This is a genomic window from Actinomadura hibisca NBRC 15177, assembly GCF_001552635.1.
GTDB lineage: Bacteria > Actinomycetota > Actinomycetes > Streptosporangiales > Streptosporangiaceae > Spirillospora > Spirillospora hibisca.
In genome coordinates, this window is the sequence record NZ_BCRO01000131.1 from 1 (window position 1) to 21,871 (window position 21,871).

Sequence of the window (21,871 nt, forward strand, 5' to 3'; positions counted from 1 at the left end):
GAGGCACCGACTCAATCAGTGGGGGTCTACACAGGTCCACCCAACCCCAACCCCGCGCGGGTTTCCCGCACCCGACCAACAACCTCCACCACGCGCGGGGTTGGTCCAGAAGCCCACCAACCCCAGCTCGTGCGGGTTTTCCGCACAGGCCCATCAACCCCAACCCCGCGCCCCGCACCCAACCACCAACCCCAGCCCGCACGGGGTTGCTGCAGATACCCAGCGACCCCAGCCCGTGCGGGTTTTCCGTACCAGACCACCAACCCCAGTCCGCACCCCGCGCGGAGTCAGAAACACATGCCCACCAGCCCCAACCCCCCACACAACCCCTAACGAATCAGCGAATCGGAGCCAGAACCTGAGTGTGCAGAGACTTACCTTCAATATCCCGCAGATTAACCGTCAGCCTCTCCGAGCGACCATCAATAGCCACCTGGCCGAAGAACTGGAAACCTTCGGCCGGGGACGTGTTCGCCCGCGGCGGCGTCTGCCGGAATTTCAACTCCGGCCCAAAAGTCGACTCCAACTCATTAGGACCGAACGCACCCGCATTCAACGGCCCCGTCACAAACTCCCAGAACGGATCGAAGTCCTTAAAGGCCGCCTTCTCTGGGTTGTAATAGTGAGCCGCCGTGTAGTGCACATCCGCCGTCAGCCACACCATGTTCCGCACGCGATTCTTTTTCGCATAGGACAGCAGGTCCGCGATTTCCCTTTCGCGGCCCAGCGGCTTCCCGTTGTCCCCCTGCGCCACGCCCTCGAACGCCGTCCCGTCCGGCACGATCAGGCCCAGCGGCAGGTCGGCCGCTATCACCTTCCAGGTCGCGCGCGAGTGGCGCAGTTCGCGCTTCAGCCACGCCAGTTGCTCCGCACCCAGGACGCCCGACTTCTGGCTGGTGGAATTGTTCGCGCTATTGGGGTCCTTGTGCGTCCGCATGTCCAACACGAAGACGTCCAGCGACGGGCCATACGAGAGTTTGCGGTAAACGCGGCCGTTGCGCGCGTCGCGCACAGCCGTCGGCGTGTACTCGAACATCGCCCGACGCGCCCTCGCCGCGAGCACGTCGACGTTCTTCTCCGTATATTGCGGCAAGTCCAGGATCTCCCCTGGATACCAGTTGTTCGTCACCTCGTGGTCGTCCCACTGGTAGATCATCGGTGTCCGCGCGTTGAACGCCCGCAGGTTCTCGTCCAGCAGGTTGTAGCGGAACTGGCCCCGGTATTCCGCCAGCGTCTCGGCCACCTTCGCCTTTTCCGGCGTCACGATGTTGCGCCACGTCCGGCCGTCCGGCAGCTTCACGCTCTCCGTCAGCGGGCCGTCCGCGTACACCAGGTCGCCGCTGCACAGGAAGAAGTCCGGGTCCAGTGCCCCCATCGCCTTGAAGATCCGGTAGCCGCCCAGGTCCGGGTTGATGCCCCAGCCCTGGCCCGCCAGGTCGCCCGACCACACGAACGACAGGTCGCGCCGCCCGGCGAGCGGGGGCGTCCGCAGCCGTCCCGCCACCGGGGCCGACTCCGCGCCGTGCCGGTCCAGGTCCGCCAGCCGCACCCGGTAGTGCAGTTCCTCCCCGGACGGGAGGCCGCGCAGGAACGTCTTGCCCGTCAGGTCGCTGTTCGGTGTCAGCACCGGGCCCCGCACCGTCCACGCGCGCCGGAAGTCCGGGCGGCGGCTCAGCTCCACCAGCATCCGCGCCGGACGGTCCGAGCGCGCCCACACCACGGCCCCGTGCGCCGTCACGTCGCCGCTCTGCACTCCGTGCGTGAGCGCGGGGCGCGAGCGCAGCAGCGCCGCCGCCGGGCCCGCGTTCAGCAGGCCCAACGCCGCGCCCCCGCCCGCCGCCAGCCCGCCGCGCAGGATCGTCCGTCTGTCGAGTGTCATGGTGCCGCTCCGTTCCTGGTGATCCGCGCGCATGGTCTCCCGGCGCGGCGGCCCCCACCAGAGCGCGGGGTGGCCGGATCGTGAACGGCGATGATCCTTCTGTGTCCGACTTGACAACGCTGGGTGACCGCGTGTCTCCTAGGGAACATGCCAGCGCGCGTTCTCGCCTGTAGCCCCGCGGCCTTCCGCCGCGTGGCCGCCGCGCTGTGTTCTTCGTGTTGTTGTCGCTGACCTCGGGTTCGTTCAGCGCAGCACCCCGGGTGACCGTTCCCCGGCCTTGATCTCTTTCTCCGTCTGGCCGCCCGCCGGCCGTACACGAAGGACCTTTCCTGTGGTTCCCGACATCACCATGCGTGGTCAGGACGACCCGCACGGCCGCGCCCTCGCCCTGCGCCCGCCGACGGTCGGCCAGCTCGCCGCCCGCGTCCGCGACCTGGCCGCCCGCCCCGCCGACTGGTGGCCGCTGGTCCGCTTCGACCCCGCCGCGCCCGCCCGCGTCGGCCTCGACGAGGTGGACGGCGTGCGGCTGTGGCTGACGGTCTGGCCGCCCGGCCACCGCACCGGCGTGCACGACCACGCCGGCACCGAGGTCAGCGCCGTGCTGGCGGGCGAGCTGGTCGAGATCAAGATCGACGGCGACGGCGTCACCGGCCGCCCGCTGCGCGCCAACCGGATCCGCGTGCACGGCGGCGGCCACACCCACGAGCTGACCAACCCCGGCCCCGCCTACGCGGTCACCCTGCACGCCCAACTCGCCTGACCGCCGGTTTCCGGGCCCCCGCATGGGAGATCATTGCCTGGTGAGCCGCATCCGGACCTTCCTCCAGTCGCACGACGACCCGGCCGACGCCCTCGACATGATCGCCCTGGACGCGTTCGTGTCGGGCGAGTACCCGCACGCCCGCCGCGCCGAGATCGAGCAGCTCAAGAGCGGCGTCGAGCTGCTGCCGTCGGCGCCGCACGAGTTGTGGACCGCCGAGGCGATCATCGGCCGCTCCCACATGGCCCGCGGCGACGGCTGGATCCTGACCGCCGTCCGCCGCCGCGACCGCAGCGCCGCCGTCCGCGTCATCGCCACCAGCGGCGAGCTGGCCGAGGCGATCGTCGCCGAGGTGGTCAAGGACGCCGAGGAGCCGCCGGTCGAGGGCACCGTCCCCATCGGCTTCTGGCACTTCTCCGCCACCGGCGCGACCCGGCACCTGCGGCCGATCAACGCGCCGAGCTGGCAGAGCATCCGGCACAACTACGCGCCGGGCGTCGGCGCGGCCGTGGACCGGCTGGCGGCGACCCGGCCCGCCGACGTCTACGGGCGGCTCGTCCTGCTGCACGGCCCGCCCGGCACCGGCAAGACCACCGCCCTGCGCGCGCTCGCGCACGAGTGGCGCGACTGGTGCCAGGTCGACTGCGTCCTGGACCCCGACCAGCTGTTCGAGCGCACCGACTACCTCATGGAGGTCGTCGCCGGGGACGAGGCCGACGACGACGTCGTGGACGGCAAGTGGCGGCTCATCCTGCTGGAGGACTGCGACGAGCTGATCCGCGCCGAGGCCAAGTCGTCCACCGGCCAGGCCCTGTCGCGGCTGCTCAACCTGACCGACGGGCTGCTCGGCCAGGGCCGGGACGTGCTGGTCGCGATCACCACCAACGAGGACCTCGGCCGCCTGCACCCCGCCGTCATCCGCCCCGGCCGCGCCATGGCCCGCATCGAGGTGGGCCCGCTGCCGCACGACCAGGCCGTCGCCTGGCTCGGCGGCGCGGACGGCGTCGGCCACGAGGGCGCGACGCTGGCCGAGCTGTACGCGCTGCGCGGCGGGCACATGCCGACCGGGCAGATCGAGTTCGACACCTCGGGCACCGGCCAGTACATCTGACGGCCGGAAAACGCCTTGCCCGGCGTCCCCGCGCGTTGCGACCCTGAACGCGCGATCATGAGAGGGGACGCCATGTCCACGCTGCGCGTCACGGCCGAGCGCCTGACCGTCCATCCGCACGGGAACGCCGACGCGCTGGAGCTGGCCCAGGTCGGCCTCTACCGCGCGGTGGTCGCCAAGGGCCTGCACCGCACCGGCGACTGGGCGCTCTACATCCCCGAGGGCGCGCTGCTGCCGGACGGGCTGATCGCCGAGCTGGGGCTGACCGGCCGCCTCGCCGGGTCGGCCGCCAACCGCGTCAAGGCCGTGCGGCTGCGCGGCGAGCTGTCGCAGGGCCTGGTCTGCGTGCCCGAGGCCGTGCGCGGCGCCGACCTGGCCGCCGCGCACGCCGCCGGGCACGACTTCGCGCCCGAGCTGGGCGTCACCAAGTGGGTGCCGCCGATCCCGGTGCACATGGCGGGCGAGATCGAGGCCGCGCCGGACCTGGTGCCGTGGATCGAGATCGAGGACGTCAAGCGGTACCCGGGGATCTTCGAGCCGGGCGAGCCGGTGGTGGCCACCGAAAAGATCCACGGCACGGCCTGCGCGTTCACGCTGGTCAACGGGGTGCCGCAGGTGTCGTCCAAGGGGTTCAGCGCCAAGCGCATGGCGCTCAGGCACGACCCGGCGAACCTCTACTGGCGCGCGGTGGAGACGTACGGCGTGCCCGAGGCCGCCGCCCGCGTCGCCGCCCGGTTCGGGATGTCGCGCGTGGCGGTCTTCGGCGAGGTGTTCGGCGCGGGCGTGCAGGACCTGGCGTACGGCGCGAGCGGCAGGGGCGAGCGCCCCGGCTACGCCGTCTTCGACGTCCGCGTGGCCGAGGACGGCGGCGCGCTGCGCTGGCTGACGCCCGCCGAGCTGGCCGAGGTGCTGGCCGAGACGGGCCTGCCCGCCGTGCCGGAGCTGTACGCCGGGCCGTACGACGCCGACCTGCTCATGGAGCTGGCGACCGGCCGCGAGACGGTGTCCGGCGCGGGCGCGCACCTGCGCGAGGGCCTGGTGGTCCGGACGGCGACGGGCCGCCGCAGCGACGTGATCGGCGGCCGTGCCATCGCGAAGTTCGTCTCGCCCGCCTACCTGACGCGCAAGGGCGGCACCGAGTACGAGTGAGCGGCCGGACGCGACGAAGGGCCGCCCCTCCGGAGAGGGACGGCCCTTCGTCACGTGCGGATCAGGCGGACGCGCCGGCGAGCTCGCGCTCCCCGGACTCCTCCTCCTGGTGGGTCCGGTCGGCCTCGGGCTTGGTGAGGTCGACCGGCGTGGCCTTGAAGACCTCGTCGTCCAGCAGCCCCTCCGAGCGGGCCACCAGCACCGGGACGGTGAGCTGGCCGGCCACGTTCAGCGCGGTGCGGGCCATGTCGATCACCTTGTCGATGGCGATCAGGTAGCCGACCGCCGACAGCGGCAGGCCGACCGTGGTGAGGGTCAGCGTCAGCGCCACCAGCGCCGGGCCGGGGGTGCCGCCGGTGCCGAGCTGGCCGATGATCGCGGCCAGCGCGATCAGCGCGTACTGGCCGAGGCCGAGCTCGGTGCCGGTGTACTGGGCGACGAACACCGCGGCGACCGCCGGGTAGATCGCGCCGCAACCGTCGAACTTGATGGTGGCGCCCAGCGGCTGCGCGAACGAGGCGTACTCGCTGTGCACGCCGTTGCGCTCGATCTGCACCTTCTGCGCGATCGGCAGCGTCGCCAGCGACGAGGAGGACACGAACGCGAACTGCAGCGCCGGCCAGGTGTTGCGGTAGAACTTCAGCGGCGAAACGCGGCCGAACGCCGCCAGCAGCGCCGGGTAGCCGACCACCAGCATGATCGCGACGGCCAGGTAGATCGCGCCGGTGAACTTGGCGAGCGGCGCCAGCGTGGACGGCCCGTAGGTGGCCACGACCGAGGCGATGAGGAAGAACGAGCCGATCGGGGTGAGCCGCACGACCCACCACACGACCTTCTGCATCACGACGTAGACGTCGTCGATGATGTTGGTGAGCCGCCGCCCGCGCTCGCCGATGGCGACCAGCGCCGCGCCGAACAGCACCGCGAAGGTGACCACGCCGAGGACGTTGCCCTCCGCCATCGCGTTCACGATGTTGGACGGGAACAGGTTCTTCAGGATCTGGGTCCAGGTGACCGGGTCGGTCTCGGTCTGCTCGCTGGCGAGCTTGCCGAGGCCCTGGCCCGGGTTGAGGACCAGCGCGACGGCCAGGCCGACGGCGGTGGCGATCGCCGAGGTGATCACGAACCAGCCGAGCGTCTTGCCGGTCAGCCGGGCGACCGAGCCGACGCCGCGCAGCCGGCCGATGCTCACCACGATCGCGGTGAACACCAGCGGCACCACCACGACCTTCAGCAGGCTGGTGTAGACGCCGCCGAACGGGTCCAGCCAGTCCTCGGCGACCTTGGAGCCGTCACCGGCCAGGTTGTTGATCAGGGCGCCGACGACGACGCCGAGCACCAGGGACAGCACGATCTGCTGCCAGAACTGCCACTTCCAGACGCGCAAGGGTTCTCCAGGGAGTTCATGACTCACGGCCCGGACGCGGACATCACGGCGTACGGGCGTGCGAAAGAGAGAAAAAGGGGGAGGGTGGGGAAGAAGCGGGGGCTTAGGTCAGCCGCGACACAGCACGCTGGCGAGGCGGCACAGGTCCACGTGCAGCCGGGCCACGAGCAGAACGCTCTTCTTGGAGAACCTCACGGGGTAAGTTAACCCTAATGTCCGGTTTTCTTGTTCCCGGTGAACAGGGTGATCCCGGTCACATCACCGTCGGCGAGCACGCGTGAGCACCCGCACCACGCCCACCAGGCCGAGCCCGACCAGCAACACCGGCGCGATGACGCGGGTGCCCGCGACGACCTCGCCCGACAGGCCGCTCGCGAGGAAGAGCCCCGCCACGGCCAGGAAGAACAGCCCGGTGACCAGCGCCCCGGGGTCGAACCGCCCGCGTGGTTCACGCACGCCGCACCTCCACGTCTCCGAGCTTGCTCCGCACCCGCAGGACGATCACCGGCGGGGTTCCCTTGGCGTCCTCGGCCTCCATGACCTGCTGGACCTTGGCGTTCGGCCCGGAGATCGTACGGCCGTCCACCGAGAGGTCGCCGAGGCCGACACGCGCGTCCAGCTCGACGCGCGCGCCGCCGGGCACGGTGACGACCATCTCGCCGAGCACGAGCTCGGCGTTCACGATGAGGCGCTGTCCGGCCGCGAGGGGGACCTCCGTCAGGTCCAGCTCCCCGGACCCGACCGCCACCCGGTAGTCCTGCTGCGCGGGAGTGACCTGCACGGGTTGCCACCGGACCTCTCCGTACCGGGCCCCCTGCGGCGCCTCGGTGGCGACCGCGGTGGTGAGCAGGCCCAACGTCAACATGGTCCCCACGGCGGCCAGTCCGTGCACGCGGAACCGGCCGCCGAGCACCATCCCGGCGCCGACGACGGCCAGCGCCGCCGCGAGCACGATCATCGTGGACCGCGGCACCGGGTACGCCCCGGCCATCGGCATGACGGCGGCCCCGGCCCCGAGGGCGAACAGGACGATGACGGGCGTGAGGGGGGACTTCTTCTTCTCGGGCTTCTGCCGGGGAACGCGGGTGACGCCTCCCACGGGAGCGGGCTCGTCCCTGCTCCCGGCGCTGTAGGCGGCGAGGTCGATCATCCCGGGCGGAAGCGCGTCGGCGCCCTTGTCGAGCGAGACGGGCCCGACCGGCCCCCTGGGCTGCTCGACGGGCTCGCCGAACGAGCCGGGCGGGTGCCCCTGGAGGCGTTCGGGCAGGGTCCGAGCGACCCCGACGAGGTTGACGCCGCGCGCGTGGGCGACGACGAGCACGAGCCCGAAGACGGTGACGACCGCGATGGCGTCGGTGGAGACCCCGCCCCCGAGCAGGCTGGCCGCGACGCCGACGCACAGCAGCAGGCCGAGGACGGTGAGCACGGCGTTGCCGTCGAACCACCGCTTGAAGGTCGACTCGGCGAACGAGGGGACGTCCGGCGCGGCGGGCATGAAAGCCAGGGCCGCCAGGTAGAGCAGGACGCCCTGCCCGTGGGACAACACGAGGATGGCGAACCCGACGCGGTAGACGACGGGGTCGATGCCGGTCAGCCGCCCGAGCCCGGTGCAGACGCCGCCGAGGACGCGCCCCTCGCGCACCCGCGCCATGCGCCGGTACTCGATCTTGTCCGGAGTGTCGTCCCGCTGGAGGGTGTCCTGTCGCTCGCCCATGCCCTCCATCCTGACGACCGGCGCCCGCCACCGGTATCAGGGACGTCCCTGACACACCCCTGAGATCCCGGCTCAGAACTCCCAGACGACGACCCCGCCGCCCGCGCCCCGCCGAGCCGTGCCGACGTTGGCGACGAGGCGGTAGGCCCCACTGAACGCGCACCCGAGCGCGACCTCCCTGACGACCGCGCGGGTCCCGGGCGGCGCGTCGGCGAGCGCCCGGTTCACATGGTCGATGGCCCGCTCCGGATCGTCGGTGACTCCACCGGGCCCGCCCTGCTCGACGTCCCACGAGTAAAGGCGCGGCGGCTCCCAAAGCCGACGTTCTATCATTCTTGTGACCTACCTCTCACGCTGCGTGTACGAGCCCTCAGAGGACCAGCGCGCCACCGGCCGTCGAAAGCCCCGCGAGCAGGTGAGAGACCCGGAGAGATGCGTGTCGGGGAGTCTCTTGGTGTGAGGTGGAGGCATGAGCGAAGTCGGTGCCCGGCTGCGGAGCGAACGTGAGGCGCGCGGCTGGAGCAAGCCGCAGATGGCGCGCGAGTTGTTGCGGGCGATCGGCGCGCAGCCCGAACGCAGGCGGGTCGCGTCGCTGGTGCGGCAGATCCTGGACTGGGAACGCGGGCAGCACTTCCCGCGCGACTGGGCGGCCGCGTACGCCACCGCGTTCGGAGCGACGGAGAAGGACTTGTTCGGCCACCTCCAGATCCCGGGAGGTAGCGTGGACGAGGTGAAGCGCCGAGAGCTGCTCCAGACGCTCGCTCTGGGAGCCGCGGTCGGGCCGCTGGCCTCGCTGGAAGAGCTGCGCCTCGGGCTGGGCCGCGCCCTCGGCCCGCCTGATCTGGCGGATTGGGAACGCACGGCGTGGGAGTACGGCCACCGGTACTGGACCGGTGTGACCGGACAGCTCGCGCCGGAGCTGGCCGTGGAGCTGGCCGAGCTGCGGGGGCTGCTGGAGGGCGATCTTCCTGAGCCACTGCGCCGTGGCCTGCACCGGGTGGCCGCCCAGCTCTCGGCGCTCCTGGCCGAAGACCTTTGTGACCTCGGCGAATACGGCGTGGCGTGGCGCTGGTGGCGTACCGGCAGGCAAGCGGCGGACGCGTCCGGGGACCGTGATCTGGCCGTCTGGATGCGCGCCCGCGAGGGTATGCGGTCGCTGCTCGGCGGACGGGCCGAGCATGTCACCGCCGACCTGACGCAGGAGGCGCTGGCCCTGGCCGGCGGACGACCCAGCATCGGGCTCGCGCGGGCACTGACCAACCGCGCCCACATGGCCGCCGGACATGAGGACGGCCCGGGCGTACTGGTAGCCCTGCACGCTGTCGAGAAAGTGGCGGAGTCCCTCCCGGACGCCGCCACCCGCGACCAGGTCCCGGCATGGTCGTGGCCGGAGTCCACGTTGTGGGCCATCCAGGCGTCGACGCTGGCCAGGGTCGGCGACACCGCGCGGGCCGACGCGGCGATCGACCGGGCGCTCGCCCTCTATCCGGCCGAGCTGGTCCACGCACGCGCGCAGACGTCGCTCTACCGATCCATGTCGTTGATCCAGGCCAGAGAGGTCGGGGAGGGCTTGAATCATGCCTTGGACACCCTCGCCCCGGCCCTGGAATCCGGCCAGCGCACCACGTTGATCGAGCACCAGGTCCAGCGGATCGTGCAGGTACTGCCCGCGCAGGCCCGCGCTCTGCCTGCGGCGCGGGAGCTGCGCGCTCTGGTCGGGTAGGGGGCGGCGCCAAAGTCCGCCCCGCGTCAGGGCGGGCGTGCCATGATCTCTGCTGCCCTCCGCCTCCCGTCCATGAGCGAAACGAGTCGATCATGAAGATGCTGGCCCGGTACGGCACCGTGGCGCTGCTGGCGGCGTCCCTGAGCACCTGCGTGGCCGCCTGCGGAGATTCCGGCGACGCCGTCACCAACGGTCCGGCCAAGGGCGGCGGGGCCGCGCCCGCCGCCAAGCCCGGCAAGGGCGGTTGCCCGGACGCGAGCCTGCTGGAGCCGGTGCTCGGCAAGCCGCCGTTCCACCTGCTGCGCTACAACCCCCACCGGGACAACGGATGGCACTGCCGGTACGAGCCAGCCGGGCGCAACCCCAACGGGGTGCGGCTGGACGTCTACTACGACCCGCCGTCCTCGCCCGGAGGGCTCACGAAGGCCAGCGGGTACGGGGCGCTGCCCGAGTTCGGGCCCGAAGCCCGCTGGGCGACGAGCTGCCCGTCCAGCCCGGGGACCGGTCGGCTGAGCGCGGACTTCGCCCGTCCCGGCGAGCAGCACAACTCGCAGGAGCTGGTGTTCGAGGCGTTCGGCGCGGTCGTCGGCGACTGCGGCAAGCAGCGCGACATCGTCCGCGGCCTGGTCAAGGTGTTCTACGACAACCGCATCGTGCCCGGCGCCGCCGGTTAGAGGAGACGTGCGGTCTCGCCGCTGACGGGACGCGGGGACGGGGCGGCGGCCGCGCCTCTCAACCCGCGCCCGTAGCGCCCCGCTCCGCCAGCAGGGCCTGGATCCGGCGGGCCGCCTCCTCCGGTTCGGCGACGGTGAGCGTCAGGCCTGGGTGGCGCAGCAGGCCCAGCGGGTCCAGGCCCTTGACCGGGTGGTGGAAACGGATGCACACGCCCTTCTTGGTGTTGGTGCCGAAGCTGACGCCCCGGTCGGCCAGCGACAGGTGCGGACCGGCCACCTTGAGGACGTTGTAGGGCCCGGTGACCTCCGCGCCCGCCACGTTCTCCAGGGGCGTCCGCACTAGCCAGGGGCCGAAGCGGGCCTTCAGCCTCTCGGCGGTGATCAGGAGATGGGCCGTGTCCGGCCGGATGCCCAGCAGGGCCAGCGGGCGGGTCAAACGGTCCTCGAAGGCGAAGCCGTAACGCCACACCTCAGATTCGGAAGCCATCACATCTCCTCGCTGACCAGGTGTTCTGTGCTGGCTCCTACCCGCCGGGCGGGAAAAGACGCCGCGCGGCGCGAGACCGGCTGCGATCATCGAGGGCGTGGACGTCGCCGTGCAGTGGATCAGCCTCTCCTGGGGCAAGGCGGCCCGGGGCGGCCCGCTCGCGACGCGGCGCAACGCCTGCCCGGTCGGTCTCCCGCTGCCCGACCATCCGCAGCCCTTCACCCACCGCGTCGTGATGAGCCAGTGGGGGGATTTCGAGCCGCGCTCCCGGATCGAGACGGCCCTGCCGCCCGAGGACGTCGTCGCGCTGGTCGATCTCGGGGACCGGCTGGCCGTCTGGTTCACCCTCCTGCGGAAGGAGCGGATGCGGCCCCGCTACGTGCTCCGCAACCAGTACATCCGCCTCACCGTGCACAGCCGCGAGACCACCGAGTCGCAGTGGATCTGGAAGCGCGACACCTTCAACATCGCCTACGGGCCCGTCTCCGGTGAGACCTTCCTGCTGCCGCCCAACCACGTCGTCTAGGTCCGGATCCGGAATCAGGGTCGGCCCCTGATGCCATCTCCGGGTCCGGCATGTGACGATCGTCGTGTGGGGGTGCAACGACGATGACCAGCGACAGCGTCGCGCCGGTGGACCGGCTTGAGCGGCGGCCCGACGGGCGGCTCGTCGCCGGGGTCGGGCGCGGGCTCGCCGTGCACCTCGGCATCGACGTCCTCATCGTGCGGGCCGCGTTCGTCCTGCTCAGCGTGGCCGGGGGCATCGGCTTCGCCGCCTACGGGGCCTTCTGGGTGCTGGTGCCCCGGCAGCAGGTCCCCGGGCGCGGGATGTTGCGCGGGCGGGACTGGGGGCAGCTGTTCGCCTACTCGGCCGTCGCCCTCGGGCTGTCGGTGCTGACGTGGGGGGCCGGGGTCGCGCAGGCCGCGTTGTGGCCGTTCGTCGTCGGCGGCGTCGGGGCCGCCATCCTGTGGCAGCAGGCCGACCGCGACCAGCGGCAGCGCTGGGTCCTGCCGCTGCGGCACATGTGGCTGCGCAGCGTCTTCGGGCTCATCCTGGTGATCGGCGGCATCGGCGGCTTCATGGTCCGCAACGTCGACGCCGGGCAGGCCCGCGAGGTCGTCATCGCCATGATGATCATCCTGTCCGGGGTCGCGGTGATCGCGACGCCCTGGGTGGTGCGGCTCTGGCAGGACCTGGACGCCGAGCGCGGCGAGCGCATCCGCTCCCAGGAGCGCGCCGAGCTGGCCGCCCACATCCACGACTCGGTGCTCCACACGTTGACGCTGATCCAGCGCAACGCCCACGACCCGCGCGAGGTCCAGCGGCTCGCCCGGTCCCAGGAGCGCACGCTGCGCACCTGGCTCTACGAGCCCAAGGCCGACCCCGACCAGACCTTCGCCGCCGCCATGCGCGAGATCGCCGGGGAGGTCGAGGACGACCACGGCGTGCCGATGGAGGTCGTGGTGGTCGGCGACACCGCCCTGGACGACCGGCTCGGCTCCGCCCTCCAGGCCGCGCGGGAGGCCATGGTCAACGCCGCCAAGTACTCCGGCGCGCCCTCGGTGTCGGTCTACGCCGAGGTCGAGGGCGACGCGGTCGCCGTCTTCGTCCGCGACCGGGGCAAGGGCTTCGACCTGGAGCAGATCCCCGAGCACCGGATGGGCGTGCGAGGGTCCATCATCGGACGTATGGAGCGCCACGGCGGCAAGGCCACGGTCCGCACCGCCCCCGGCGAGGGCACCGAAGTCCGTTTGGAGATCAAAAAGTGAGTCGCGTCGTCCTGGTCGATGACCACCAGATGTTCCGCACCGGCGTGAAGGCCGAGCTGGGCGACGGCATCGAGATCGTCGGGGAGGCGGGCGACGTGGACGAGGCCGTCGCCGTCATCAAGGCCGTGCAGCCCGACGTGGTGCTGCTGGACGTCCACCTGCCCGGCGGCGGGGGCATCGAGGTGCTGCGGCGGCTGCACGGCACGGTGCCGTCGCGGTTCCTGGCGCTGTCGGTGTCGGACGCCGCCGAGGACGTGATCGGGGTCGTGCGCGGCGGCGCGCGCGGCTACGTCACCAAGACCATCTCCGGGCCCGAGCTGACCGACGCCATCGGCCGCGTCGCCGAGGGGGACGCGGTCTTCTCGCCCCGGCTGGCCGGGTTCGTGCTGGACGCGTTCGCCGCCTCCGACGCGCCCGCCGTCGATCCCGAGCTGGACCAGATCACCCAGCGCGAGCGCGACGTGTTGCGCCTCATCGCGCGCGGCTACGCCTACAAGGAGATCGCCAAGGAGCTGTTCATCTCGGTCAAGACGGTCGAGACCCACGTGAGCAGCGTCCTGCGCAAGCTCCAGCTGTCCAACCGGCACGAGCTGTCGCGCTGGGCCGCCGCCCGCCGCCTGGTCTAGGACGCTGCCCAGCGGGCTGCGATCTCGCGGGCGCGGGCGAAGTGCGCCTCGGGGTCGCGGCCCAGGAAGCGGGCCAGCTCGCCCAGCGTCGCATCGACCGGCGGCATCGCGGCCGACAGGCTCTCCAGCCCCGCGGGCGGGCCGCCGCTGAACGGGAGCAGCACCTCGTACAGTTCCTCGGCGGCGGCGCGGTCGTCCAGCGCGATGACGGCCATCGCCCGGAACGTGGCGAAGAGCGTGAAGAAGTAGTTGGGGCGGATCGGCCCGGCGAGGGCGCGCGCCTCCCGGGCCTCGTCCAGGCGTCCGGCCGCCGCCAGCGCCGCCGCCATCACGTCCGCGCCCATGGGGCCGAGGCCGACGTAGCCGGGGTCGTCGGCCAGGGCGGCGAGGCGGCCGGACGTGGCCGCCAGGATCGCGCGGGCCAGCAGCAGGAAGCCATGGCCGTGCAGCGAACCCTGCCGGGTCATCGCGTCGGCGGCCTCGGCGTAGCGGCGTTCGGCGTCCTCGAACCGGCCTTCGACGTGCGCCAGCGCGGCTAGGGCGCATTCGCCGACGAGCGTCGCGTCGGCCATCCGGTAGCGCCGGGCCAGCTCCAGCGCCTCGTGCATGAAGGCGCGCGCCGCCACCGGGTCGTTGCGGCGGACGGCCGCCGCCGCCAGGTTGAACGTCCCCGCCCACAGCGCGATGGGCAGGTCGTGCTCGGTGCCGAGCTCCACCAGTTCCCGGCCCAGCTCGGCCTGCGCGACGCCGTCGGGACGGTTCAGCTCCCGCGCCAGGGTGCCCGCGGTGAGGGCCCGCAGGCCGGGGTCGTCCAGGGAACGGGCCAGGTCGGCGGCCTCCTGCGCCGCCGCCAGGGCGGTCGGGTCGCCCTCGCCGGTCAGTTCGGCGGCGTAGGCGTTCAGGAGCAGGCAGCGGTCGCGCGGGGTGAGATTGGGACGTTCCAGGAGGCGGGCCAGGTGCGTCACGACGCGGCGGTCCACCGTCGCGTACTCCCGAACCTGCCAGGGGGTCAGCTCGGTCCACGCCGTGAACGCCGTCAGCAGCAGGTCGTCGCGGCCCTCGGCCAGCTCCATCGCGCGGCGGCGGGTCTGGCGGGCGGCGGTGACGTCGCCCGCGCGGACCTGGGCGCGCAGCAGTTCGGCCAGCAGGTCCAGCAGGCCGGGCTGTTCCGGGACGCGTTCGAGGGCGGTCACGGCCTGGTCCAGCAGGATGACGGCGGCCTCGTGGGCGTAGCGGTCGCGGGCCAGGGCGGCGGCGCGCACCGAGTAGTCCACGGCCTTGGGGGCGGTCGCGGCGGAGGCGGCGTGCGCGTAGTGGTGGGCCAGCAGCGGGATCTCGTCCGGCGACACCCGCTCCAGCGCGGCGGCGAACCGGGCGTGCATCCGCGTGCGGCGCAGGGCGCTCAGGTCGGCGACGAGGGTGTCCCGGACCAGCGCGTGCGCGAACCGGACGCGGCCCGGCGCAGGCTCGGTCAGCAGGCCCGCGCCGACCCCGGCGTCCAGCGCGTCCAGCACGCCGTCCTCGCTGGTCTCGGCGGCCTCGACGAGGGGTTCGACGGGGATCTCGCGGCCTGCCAGGGCGGCCAGGCGCAGCACGGCGACGGCCGGTTCGGAGAGGCGGGACAGGCGGCGGCGCAGCACGTCCCGGACGCCTTCGGGCACGTCGGAGAGGGTGCCCTCGCCGTTGAGCAGCCGGGCGCTCTCGCGCACGTAGAAGGGGTTGCCGCCGGTGCGTTCGGCGAGGGCGGCGACGGTGGCGGCGTCCACCGGGGCCTCGCACTCGGCGGCCACGAGGCGGGCGACGGCGGGTTCGGGGAGGCCGGGCAGGGCGAGGCGCAGGGGCGAGCGGCGGGCGAGCGACGCCAGGGCGTTGGCGAGGGGGGCGGCCTCGTCGCCGCGGAAGGCGAGGACGAGCGCGACGGGCGCGTCCCCGGCCGTCAGCAGCGCGAGCGTCTCGGCGTCGGCCCAGTGCAGGTCGTCCAGCATGATCACGAGGGGGCGGTGGCGCGCGGCCTCGGCCAGCCACTCCCACACCGCCCGGTGCAGGCGGAACCGCCCGGCGGCGGCGTCGGCGGCCGGACGGGGCCGGTCGGCGAGCAGCGCGTCGGCCTCGGGCGGGGGCGGGACGACGGCGGCGACGGCGCGCAGCGCCTCGGTCCAGGCCCAGGCGGGCGGCGCTCCGGCGGCCTCGGGGCAGCGCCCGGCGGCGACGAGCACGCCGTCGGCGGCGAGCCCGGCGGCCAGGCGGTTGAGCAGGGAGGTCTTGCCGAGCCCGGCCTCGCCGGTGACGAGGGCGACGCGCTGCTGATCGACGGCCGCGCGGAGCGTCACCAACTCGGCGTCACGCCCCACGAACAGCTCGGCCGGGGGAGGGGGAGCGGTCGGCGCGTGTGCGGCTTTCGCTGACGGAGCCCCCGGCGCTCCCAGCGGTGTGCCGGGCGCGTGCGGTGCTAGCGGTGCCGTAGGTACGGGCAGTTCTGATGGGCCTGGTGTTGCTAGCGGGCCCGACGGCCGTGGTGCGGCGGGCGCGTGTGGTGTTGGCGAGCTTGATGGGGCTGGCGATGCCAGCGGGTCCGGCGGGGACGACGGTGCTGGTGGTTGTGCCGCCTCCAGCACTTCCATGCGCTGGTTCAGGATCGCGTCTTCCAGTTCCGTCAGCGCCGGGCCCGGGTCCAGGCCCAGTTCCTCCGCCAGCACCCCGCGCGCCCGGCGCAACGCCGCCAGCGCCTCCGCCTGCCGCCGGTCCCCCCACAACGCCAGCGCGTAGAGCCGCCAGCCCTCCTCGCGCAGCGGCTCGTCCAGCGTCAGCCGCTCGGCCTCCGGCACCGTCGGGTCGCCCGCCCGCAGCCGGGCCGCCACCTCCATCTCCCGCGCCGCCAGCCGCAACTCCCGCAGCCGGTTGATCTCCGGCTGCGCCCACGGGCGGTCGGCCGCCTCGGCGAACGCCGGGCCCCGCCACAACCCCAGCGCCTCGCGCAGCAGCGGGCGCGGGTCGGCCGCCGTGCGGGCCTCGGCCACCAGGTCGGTGAAGCGCCAGGCGTCCACGGCGTCGGCGGGCAGCCGCAGCGCGTACCCGGGCGGGGCGTTGACCAGCACCCGCGCGGGCGTGCGCGGCGGGCGGTCCGGTTCCAGGACCTTGCGCAGGTTGGACACGTAGGACTGCAACGAGATCATCGCGCGGGCGGGCGGCGCGCCGCCCCACAGGTCCTCCACCAGGCGCTCGGCCGGGACCGCGCCGCCGCGCGCCGCCACCAGCAGCGCCAGCACCGCCCGCTGCCGCGGCCCGCCGAGCGCGACCGGCCCGGCCGGGGTCTCGGCGGTCACGGGGCCGAGCACCGAGATCCGCACGCCGACATCGTAAAAGATCATTCCAAGCCACCTCCATGGGGCCTCCAAGAGCGCCGCTCCACAGTGGAGCCATGAACACCACCGCAGCGCAGCCCACCGCCCGCCCCGACACCCGCACCATGGTCACCATCCACCGCGGTCTGCGCCGCGAGTCCCGGCTGCTGGCCGAGCTGATCGCCGCCGTCCGGCCCGGCGACGCCGCCCGCGCCCGCGTCCTGACCGGCCACCTGCGCGACTACGCGCTGGGCCTGCACAACCACCACCACGGCGAGGACGAGCTGATCTGGCCGCTGCTGCTGGCGCGCGTCGACCTCGACGCCGACATCGTGCTGCGCATGGAGGAGCAGCACGGGCGCGTCGCCGCCTCCCTGGCCCGCGCCCGCGCCGCCGCCGACCGCTGGGAGGCCACCGCCGCCGAGCCCGAGCGCGACGAGCTGGTCGCCGCCCTCGTCGAGCACCGCGCCGTCCTCGTCGAGCACCTGGACGACGAGGAGGCCCACCTCCTCCCGCTCGCCGAGCGCCACCTGACCGCCGCCGAGTGGGACGCCCAGGGCGAGCACTTCGCGAACGCCGCCCCCAAGAGCAAGCTGCTGACCTTCCTCGGCATCTCGCTGGAGGACGCCGACGCCGTCGAGCGCGAGCTGATGCTCGGCGGCCTGCCCAAGCCGGTCCGGACCTTCTGGAACCTCGCGGGCCGCCGCGTCTACGACCGCCGGATGCGCCGCGTCCGCGAGGGCGCGCCGTCCAAGGCGTTCCGGATCGGGGCCGGGCTCGCCGCCCTGACCGGCGCCGGCATCACCTACGTCGGCCTGAGCTACCTGCTGGACCCGGTCGGCACCGCCCCGTCCTTCGGGCTGCCCGCCTGGCCGGAGGGCGAGGCCGCCGGGTTCCTCAACATCAAGGGCGTGCGGGACGTCGGCACCGGCCTGGTCGTGCTCGTGCTCATGGCCAAGCGCGAGTGGCGCGCCCTCGGCTGGACCATGGCGGCGATGTCGGTGATACCGGCGGGCGACATGTTGACGATCCTGGCCCGGCACGGCTCCACGGCGACGGCGCTCGGCGTCCACGGGGTCACGGCGGCGGCGGTGCTGGCGTCCGGCGTCCTGCTGCTGCGCGACCGGCGCCGGTGAGCGCGGCACGGCATGGCACGCGCCGATGAGCACGGCGGAAGCGCCCGGTCCGGGGAGGGCCGGGCGCTTCCCGTTCGGCATCAGTAGTCCTTGAGGGCGAGGCCGTTCACGACCGTCCCGAAGTCCGCCACGCCCTCCTCCACCAGGGCCTCGGCGGCGGCCTCGTCGCCCATCTCGGCCGCGGTCTGCGCCTCCACGCGCTTCTGGTTGTCCAGCGCGAGCTGCTGGTTGGCCGCGACGTAGTCGCGCAGCTCGGACTCGTAGGCCGCGAACGCCCGCACGTGGTCGCCGCCCGCCGCCTTCAGCTCCCCGGCCAGCACGTACGCGCCGACCATCGCCATGCTGGTGCCCTGCCCCGACAGCGGGGACCCGCAGTACCCGGCGTCGCCGAGCAGCACCACGCGGCCGGTGGACCAGGAGTCCATGTGGATCTGCGCCATCGCGTCGAAGTGGAAGTCCGGCGCGTCCCACATGTACTCCAGCATCCGGGGCAGCTCCCAGCCGCCGCCGCTCAGCCGCTCCTGCATGAGCCGCTTCTGCGCCTCGGTGTCGCGGTAGTCGTAGTCCACCGGCGCGTCGGACTGGAAGCCCAGGTAGACGCGGGCCTCGGCGTTGTCGCGGACGCTCATCGTGCCGCCGCCCCAGGAGCTGCCGGGCACCTGGTGGAACACCTGCCAGCGGTCCAGCTCCAGGAAGTTCGGCGTCGTCCACACCGCGAGGTAGGTGCCGAGGTTCTTGAGGTAGTCGCCCTCGGGGCCGAACGCCAGGCGGCGGGTGTTGGAGTGCAGGCCGTCCGCGCCGACGACCAGGTCGAAGGTGCGGCGCAGGCCGCTGTCGAAGGTGACGCGGACCTCGGCGTCGTCCTGGTCGAGGACGGCGATCGAGTCGCCGTACAGGTACTCCACGCCGTCCCCGGCGGCGGCGAGAAGGATCTCGGCCAGGTCGTCGCGCAGGATCTCGACGTCGGGGCTGTCGAGCTCGCCGCCGGTGATGGTGCGCTCCTCGCTGCGGTACAGCTCGTTGCCGTCGCCGTCCACCATGGACATCCCGCGCATCTGCACGCGGGCCGCGCCGATCTCGTCCAGGACGCCCATGCGGGCCGCGACCTCCAGCGCCGGGCCGCGCACGTCGATGGCCTGGCCGCCCCTGCGGGGGCCGCCGGGGGAGCGCTCGACGATCGTCACCTGGAAGCCGTGCCGGGTCAGCCAGTAGGCGAGGGCGGGGCCGCCGACGCTGGCGCCGGAGATCAGGACGGTGCGGTTCATGGTGCGCTCCTCAGGCTTCGTTCTCGATGTCCTGAAGACTGGCCGCCGCCGCTGACCGGGCACTGACCGTCGGCTGACGGCGGCTGACCACAGCCGGGCCCGGAAGTGCCATCCTGGATACATGGGTCGTTTTAAGGTCATTGGGACAACGCTGGCCGTCGCGGCGGGCCTGGCGTCGTTGTCGGGGTGCGACGGGGACGACGGCAAGGTGAAGGTGCAGCCGTCGGCGGCCAGGCCCGCCGCCGGGGCCAAGGACGGCGCAGCCCCCGCCCTGCCGCTGAGTCAGGACCTGACCTGGCAGGGGATGAAGCTGAAGCTGCCCGCCGACTGGAAGGTGAACGGCATCGCCGACCCCTTCCTGTGCATCCAGCCGCCCGGCGGGGACCGCTGCGGCAAGGTGAAGGAGCGGAACAGCGCGCTCCAGATCAGCCCGGTCGGCCACGGGTACAGCTCCTGGCCCGGCGAGGGGCGGATGAACAAGAAGTGGGGCTGGTCGCCCGGCGACCCGCCGTCCTGCATGGCCGCCGGGTCCGCCAACTCCGACCTCGCCGACCAGGAGAAGGCCGAGATCGCCGTCAGGGACCTGACCCCGCTGGCCGACGGCCGCAAGGCCGAGCACCGCGAGTGGCGCGTGCCGTGCCGCAACGGCAAGCGGTTCGTCACCAATGTCTGGTACCTGCCGCAGTCCCGGGTGGTCTTCTACGTCCTGCGCGACGACCCGGCGCTGGCCGCCACCTACCAGGCCATCGTGCGGTCGGCCGACGTGCGGGGGTACAAGCGGACGTGAGCGCCGTCTACCTGGTCACCGGCGTGCAGGCCGCCGGGAAGTCGACCGTCGCGCAGGCGCTGGCCGAGCGGCTGCCGCGCTCGGCGCACGTGCGCGGCGACGCCTTCCGGCGCTTCGTGGTGAACGGGCGCGCCGAGATGGGCCCCGAGCCGTCCGCCGAGGCCGTCGCCCAGCTCCGGCTGCGCTACCGGCTGGCCGCGCGCACCGCCGACGCCTACGCGGCCGAGGGCTTCACGGCCGTGGTGCAGGACGTGGTCCTGGGGCCGGAGCTGGCCTACGCGGTGGACCAGTACCGGACGTGACCGCTGTACGTGGTGGTGCTCGCGCCCGACGCCGCGACCGTCGCCGCACGGGAGGCGGGCCGCGCGAAGAAGGCGTACGGGGCTTTCAGCGTCGCCGACCTGGACCGGGGCCTGCGCGAGACCACGCCCCGCATCGGGTTGTGGCTGGACACGTCGGGCCAGACGCCGGAGCAGACCGTGGACACGATCCTGGCCGAGGCCGTCCCCCACAAGCCCTAGATGGCGTCCGGAAGGCGCGCGGGGCAGCCCGGCTCGCACTTCTCCGCGTGCTGCACGATGCGCCGGGCGAACGACTCCAGCATCCGCCTCATCAGGAACTTCGCCAGCCCGCCGGTGCCCGGGATCAGCGGCTCGAACGACCCCTGCCAGCGGATGCCGGTGCCCAGCCCCTGCGGCTCCAGCGTCACCTCGGCCCGGTAGTCGCGCAGCGGCAGCCCGGCCACCGCGACGTAGCCGTAGCGGTGCGGCGGGTCGTACACCACGACCCGTTCACGGGCGGGCGGGATCTTGCGGACGGCGCCCACGCCGTTGGGCCGCTCGTCCCCGGCCTTCTCGCGCCGGGCGCGGGTGGGGAGGCCGGCCCACTCGTTCCAGGCCTCGGCCACCGCCAGATGCTTGAAGATCACCTCTGGCGCGGCGATGGAGGTGGCGGTGGCCTCGACGTGCAGTGGCATGGCGATCTCCCCGAAGCGTGATCACCGCACCGTAACCAGTCCGGGACGCGCCGACAAGTCACGGCGCGGTGCGGGCCGCGTCACCCGGGGCCGCCGGGGTCAGTCCAGCGACAGCAGCGCCGCGAGCAGCCGGTCCTGGAAGGCGGCCACGTCCACGCCGGTCGCCACCCGCGACGCGCGGCGGTCGTCGTCGGCCGGGATCGATCGCGCGTCCCACACCGTCGCGCCCCGCGTGAGCTCGCCGCGCCGCTCCACCCGCACGGGCCGCTCGGTGTACTCGCACACCTCGGGATTAGTGATCAGCATGGCGGCCAGCGCGTCGTGCACGACCGCGCCGCGCCGCTTGAGCACCGGCGTGTAGGCGGTGACGTAGAACTCCAGGATGCGGACGGCGAACCGCGCCGCCGCGGAGTCGTGCGCCGCCAGCTTGGTGAGCCACTGCTCGCCGACGGCCGTGGGGTGGGTGACGTCCAGCGGCACCAGCGTGACCGGCCAGTCGGCGGCGAGGACGAGGTCGGCGGCCTCGGGGTCGTGCCAGATGTTGGCCTCGGCGTGGGTGGTGATGTTGCCGGGGTGGTCGAACGCCCCGCCCATGATCACCACTTCGCGGAGCAGGCCGGGCAGCTCGCCGTCCAGCAGCAGGGCCGCGGCCAGGTTCGTCAGCGGCCCGATCGCCAGCAGCGACAGCTCGCCGGGGTGCTCGCGCGCCAGCCGGACGATCTGCGCGGCGGCGGCCTCGCCGGTGGGCGCGCCCGCCGGGGCGGGAAGGTCGGTGTCGCCCAGCCCGTCCTGGCCGTGCCAGTCCAACGCGTAGTGCACGTCCTGCGCCATCGGGCGGCCCGCCCCGACGGCGACCGGCACGCCCTCGACCCCGGCCAGCTCCAGCACGCGCAGCGTGTTGAGCGCGCCGGTGGCGGGGTCGATGTTGCCGTGCACCGTGCCCACGCCCACCAGCTCCGCGTCGCCGGTGCGCACCAGCGACGCGAGGTACAGCAGGGTCAGGGCGTCGTCGATGCCGGTGTCGCAGTCGAGCAGGATTTTGGGCAGCCTGGCGGGCACGGGGGGACTCCTCGGGGGTTCTTGCGG

The 21,871-nt window shown here is 73.2% G+C and carries 23 protein-coding genes; 12 read left to right on the forward strand and 11 right to left on the reverse strand.

Annotated features, from left to right (window positions below):
• Positions 1–337: 337 nt before the first annotated feature.
• Complete coding sequence (locus tag AH6_RS40315; RefSeq protein WP_067491490.1) at positions 338–1,879, reverse strand: alkaline phosphatase D family protein; 1,542 nt, start codon at positions 1,877–1,879, stop codon at positions 338–340.
• Between the two features lie 331 nt (positions 1,880–2,210).
• On the opposite strand from AH6_RS40315, the gene AH6_RS40320 reads away from it, so the two are divergent.
• The 3 genes from AH6_RS40320 (at position 2,211) to AH6_RS40330 (ending at position 4,899) form a co-directional block, all read left to right on the forward strand.
• Positions 2,211–2,639: a cupin domain-containing protein gene (locus AH6_RS40320; protein ID WP_067491449.1), complete on the forward strand. Its 429-nt coding sequence runs from the start codon at positions 2,211–2,213 to the stop codon at positions 2,637–2,639.
• A gap of 40 nt (positions 2,640–2,679) precedes the next feature.
• A complete protein-coding gene (locus AH6_RS40325; RefSeq protein ID WP_245679690.1) occupies positions 2,680–3,750 on the forward strand; it encodes a DUF5925 domain-containing protein in 1,071 nt (356 codons plus the stop codon).
• A gap of 72 nt (positions 3,751–3,822) precedes the next feature.
• Positions 3,823–4,899: an RNA ligase (ATP) gene (locus AH6_RS40330; RefSeq protein ID WP_067491452.1), complete on the forward strand. Its 1,077-nt coding sequence runs from the start codon at positions 3,823–3,825 to the stop codon at positions 4,897–4,899.
• A 61-nt stretch (positions 4,900–4,960) separates the two neighbouring features.
• Here the strand turns inward: AH6_RS40330 and AH6_RS40335 are convergent, their stop codons facing one another.
• From AH6_RS40335 to AH6_RS40350, 5 genes are all read right to left on the reverse strand, one after another.
• Positions 4,961–6,286, reverse strand: coding sequence for a dicarboxylate/amino acid:cation symporter (locus AH6_RS40335; RefSeq protein ID WP_067491454.1), 1,326 nt, complete (start codon positions 6,284–6,286; stop codon positions 4,961–4,963).
• A gap of 108 nt (positions 6,287–6,394) precedes the next feature.
• Entirely contained in the window at positions 6,395–6,481 is an 87-nt protein-coding gene (locus AH6_RS47180; protein ID WP_373861894.1) for a putative leader peptide, read from the reverse strand.
• 63 nt (positions 6,482–6,544) lie between these two features.
• The gene (locus AH6_RS40340; protein ID WP_067491455.1) at positions 6,545–6,742 is read right to left on the reverse strand and encodes a hypothetical protein; all 198 of its coding nucleotides are present in this window, start codon (positions 6,740–6,742) and stop codon (positions 6,545–6,547) included.
• Positions 6,735–8,000 (reverse strand): PspC domain-containing protein, encoded by a 1,266-nt coding sequence (locus tag AH6_RS40345; RefSeq protein ID WP_067491457.1) that lies wholly within the window; start codon positions 7,998–8,000, stop codon positions 6,735–6,737. The genes AH6_RS40340 and AH6_RS40345 overlap by 8 nt, the downstream gene beginning before the upstream one ends.
• Positions 8,001–8,072: 72 nt before the next feature.
• Positions 8,073–8,333 carry a hypothetical protein gene (locus AH6_RS40350; RefSeq protein ID WP_067491459.1) on the reverse strand — a complete coding sequence of 87 codons (261 nt, stop codon included), beginning with the start codon at positions 8,331–8,333 and terminating at the stop codon, positions 8,073–8,075.
• A 136-nt stretch (positions 8,334–8,469) separates the two neighbouring features.
• Here AH6_RS40350 and AH6_RS40355 point away from each other — a divergent pair, with 136 nt between their 5' ends.
• Both AH6_RS40355 and AH6_RS40360 read left to right on the forward strand, forming a co-directional pair.
• Positions 8,470–9,723, forward strand: coding sequence for an NsdA family TPR-like regulatory protein (locus tag AH6_RS40355; RefSeq protein ID WP_067491461.1), 1,254 nt, complete (start codon positions 8,470–8,472; stop codon positions 9,721–9,723).
• Between the two features lie 92 nt (positions 9,724–9,815).
• Positions 9,816–10,397, forward strand: coding sequence for a hypothetical protein (locus AH6_RS40360; protein WP_067491463.1), 582 nt, complete (start codon positions 9,816–9,818; stop codon positions 10,395–10,397).
• Between the two features lie 58 nt (positions 10,398–10,455).
• On the opposite strand, the gene AH6_RS40365 is transcribed toward AH6_RS40360, so the two are convergent.
• Positions 10,456–10,884: a hypothetical protein gene (locus AH6_RS40365; protein WP_218006041.1), complete on the reverse strand. Its 429-nt coding sequence runs from the start codon at positions 10,882–10,884 to the stop codon at positions 10,456–10,458.
• A gap of 97 nt (positions 10,885–10,981) precedes the next feature.
• Between AH6_RS40365 and AH6_RS40370 the strand changes: the two genes are divergently transcribed.
• The 3 genes from AH6_RS40370 (at position 10,982) to AH6_RS40380 (ending at position 13,280) form a co-directional block, all read left to right on the forward strand.
• On the forward strand, positions 10,982–11,410 hold the full coding sequence (locus AH6_RS40370) for a hypothetical protein (RefSeq protein ID WP_067491466.1): 429 nt from the start codon (positions 10,982–10,984) through the stop codon (positions 11,408–11,410).
• A gap of 83 nt (positions 11,411–11,493) precedes the next feature.
• On the forward strand, positions 11,494–12,654 hold the full coding sequence (locus AH6_RS40375; RefSeq protein ID WP_067491467.1) for an ATP-binding protein: 1,161 nt from the start codon (positions 11,494–11,496) through the stop codon (positions 12,652–12,654).
• Positions 12,651–13,280 carry a LuxR C-terminal-related transcriptional regulator gene (locus AH6_RS40380; protein ID WP_067491468.1) on the forward strand — a complete coding sequence of 210 codons (630 nt, stop codon included), beginning with the start codon at positions 12,651–12,653 and terminating at the stop codon, positions 13,278–13,280. Before AH6_RS40375 ends, AH6_RS40380 begins: the two co-directional genes overlap by 4 nt.
• Here the strand turns inward: AH6_RS40380 and AH6_RS40385 are convergent.
• Entirely contained in the window at positions 13,277–16,648 is a 3,372-nt protein-coding gene (locus AH6_RS40385) for an ATP-binding protein (RefSeq protein WP_174555169.1), read from the reverse strand. The two genes, AH6_RS40380 and AH6_RS40385, sit on opposite strands and share 4 nt — an antisense overlap.
• Positions 16,649–16,698: 50 nt before the next feature.
• Between AH6_RS40385 and AH6_RS40390 the strand changes: the two genes are divergently transcribed.
• Complete coding sequence (locus AH6_RS40390) at positions 16,699–17,757, forward strand: DUF4267 domain-containing protein (RefSeq protein WP_245679691.1); 1,059 nt, start codon at positions 16,699–16,701, stop codon at positions 17,755–17,757.
• Positions 17,758–17,837: 80 nt separating this feature from the next.
• On the opposite strand, the gene AH6_RS40395 is transcribed toward AH6_RS40390, so the two are convergent.
• Positions 17,838–19,022 carry an FAD-dependent monooxygenase gene (locus AH6_RS40395; RefSeq protein WP_067491469.1) on the reverse strand — a complete coding sequence of 395 codons (1,185 nt, stop codon included), beginning with the start codon at positions 19,020–19,022 and terminating at the stop codon, positions 17,838–17,840.
• A gap of 121 nt (positions 19,023–19,143) precedes the next feature.
• Between AH6_RS40395 and AH6_RS40400 the strand changes: the two genes are divergently transcribed.
• The 3 genes from AH6_RS40400 to AH6_RS46370 are packed head-to-tail and all read left to right on the forward strand — an operon-like array spanning position 19,144 to position 20,330.
• Positions 19,144–19,809 (forward strand): hypothetical protein, encoded by a 666-nt coding sequence (locus tag AH6_RS40400; protein ID WP_157432022.1) that lies wholly within the window; start codon positions 19,144–19,146, stop codon positions 19,807–19,809.
• Positions 19,806–20,111 (forward strand): AAA family ATPase, encoded by a 306-nt coding sequence (locus tag AH6_RS46365; protein WP_245679692.1) that lies wholly within the window; start codon positions 19,806–19,808, stop codon positions 20,109–20,111. The genes AH6_RS40400 and AH6_RS46365 overlap by 4 nt, the downstream gene beginning before the upstream one ends.
• 12 nt (positions 20,112–20,123) lie before the next feature.
• Complete coding sequence (locus AH6_RS46370) at positions 20,124–20,330, forward strand: hypothetical protein (RefSeq protein WP_245679693.1); 207 nt, start codon at positions 20,124–20,126, stop codon at positions 20,328–20,330.
• On the opposite strand, the gene AH6_RS40410 is transcribed toward AH6_RS46370, so the two are convergent.
• Both AH6_RS40410 and AH6_RS40415 read right to left on the reverse strand, forming a co-directional pair.
• Positions 20,327–20,785, reverse strand: a complete 459-nt coding sequence (locus tag AH6_RS40410; protein WP_067491471.1) for an SRPBCC family protein — start codon at positions 20,783–20,785, stop codon at positions 20,327–20,329. The genes AH6_RS46370 and AH6_RS40410 overlap by 4 nt on opposite strands.
• A 99-nt stretch (positions 20,786–20,884) precedes the next feature.
• A complete protein-coding gene (locus tag AH6_RS40415) occupies positions 20,885–21,844 on the reverse strand; it encodes a nucleoside hydrolase (RefSeq protein WP_245679694.1) in 960 nt (319 codons plus the stop codon).
• Positions 21,845–21,871: the final 27 nt, after the last annotated feature.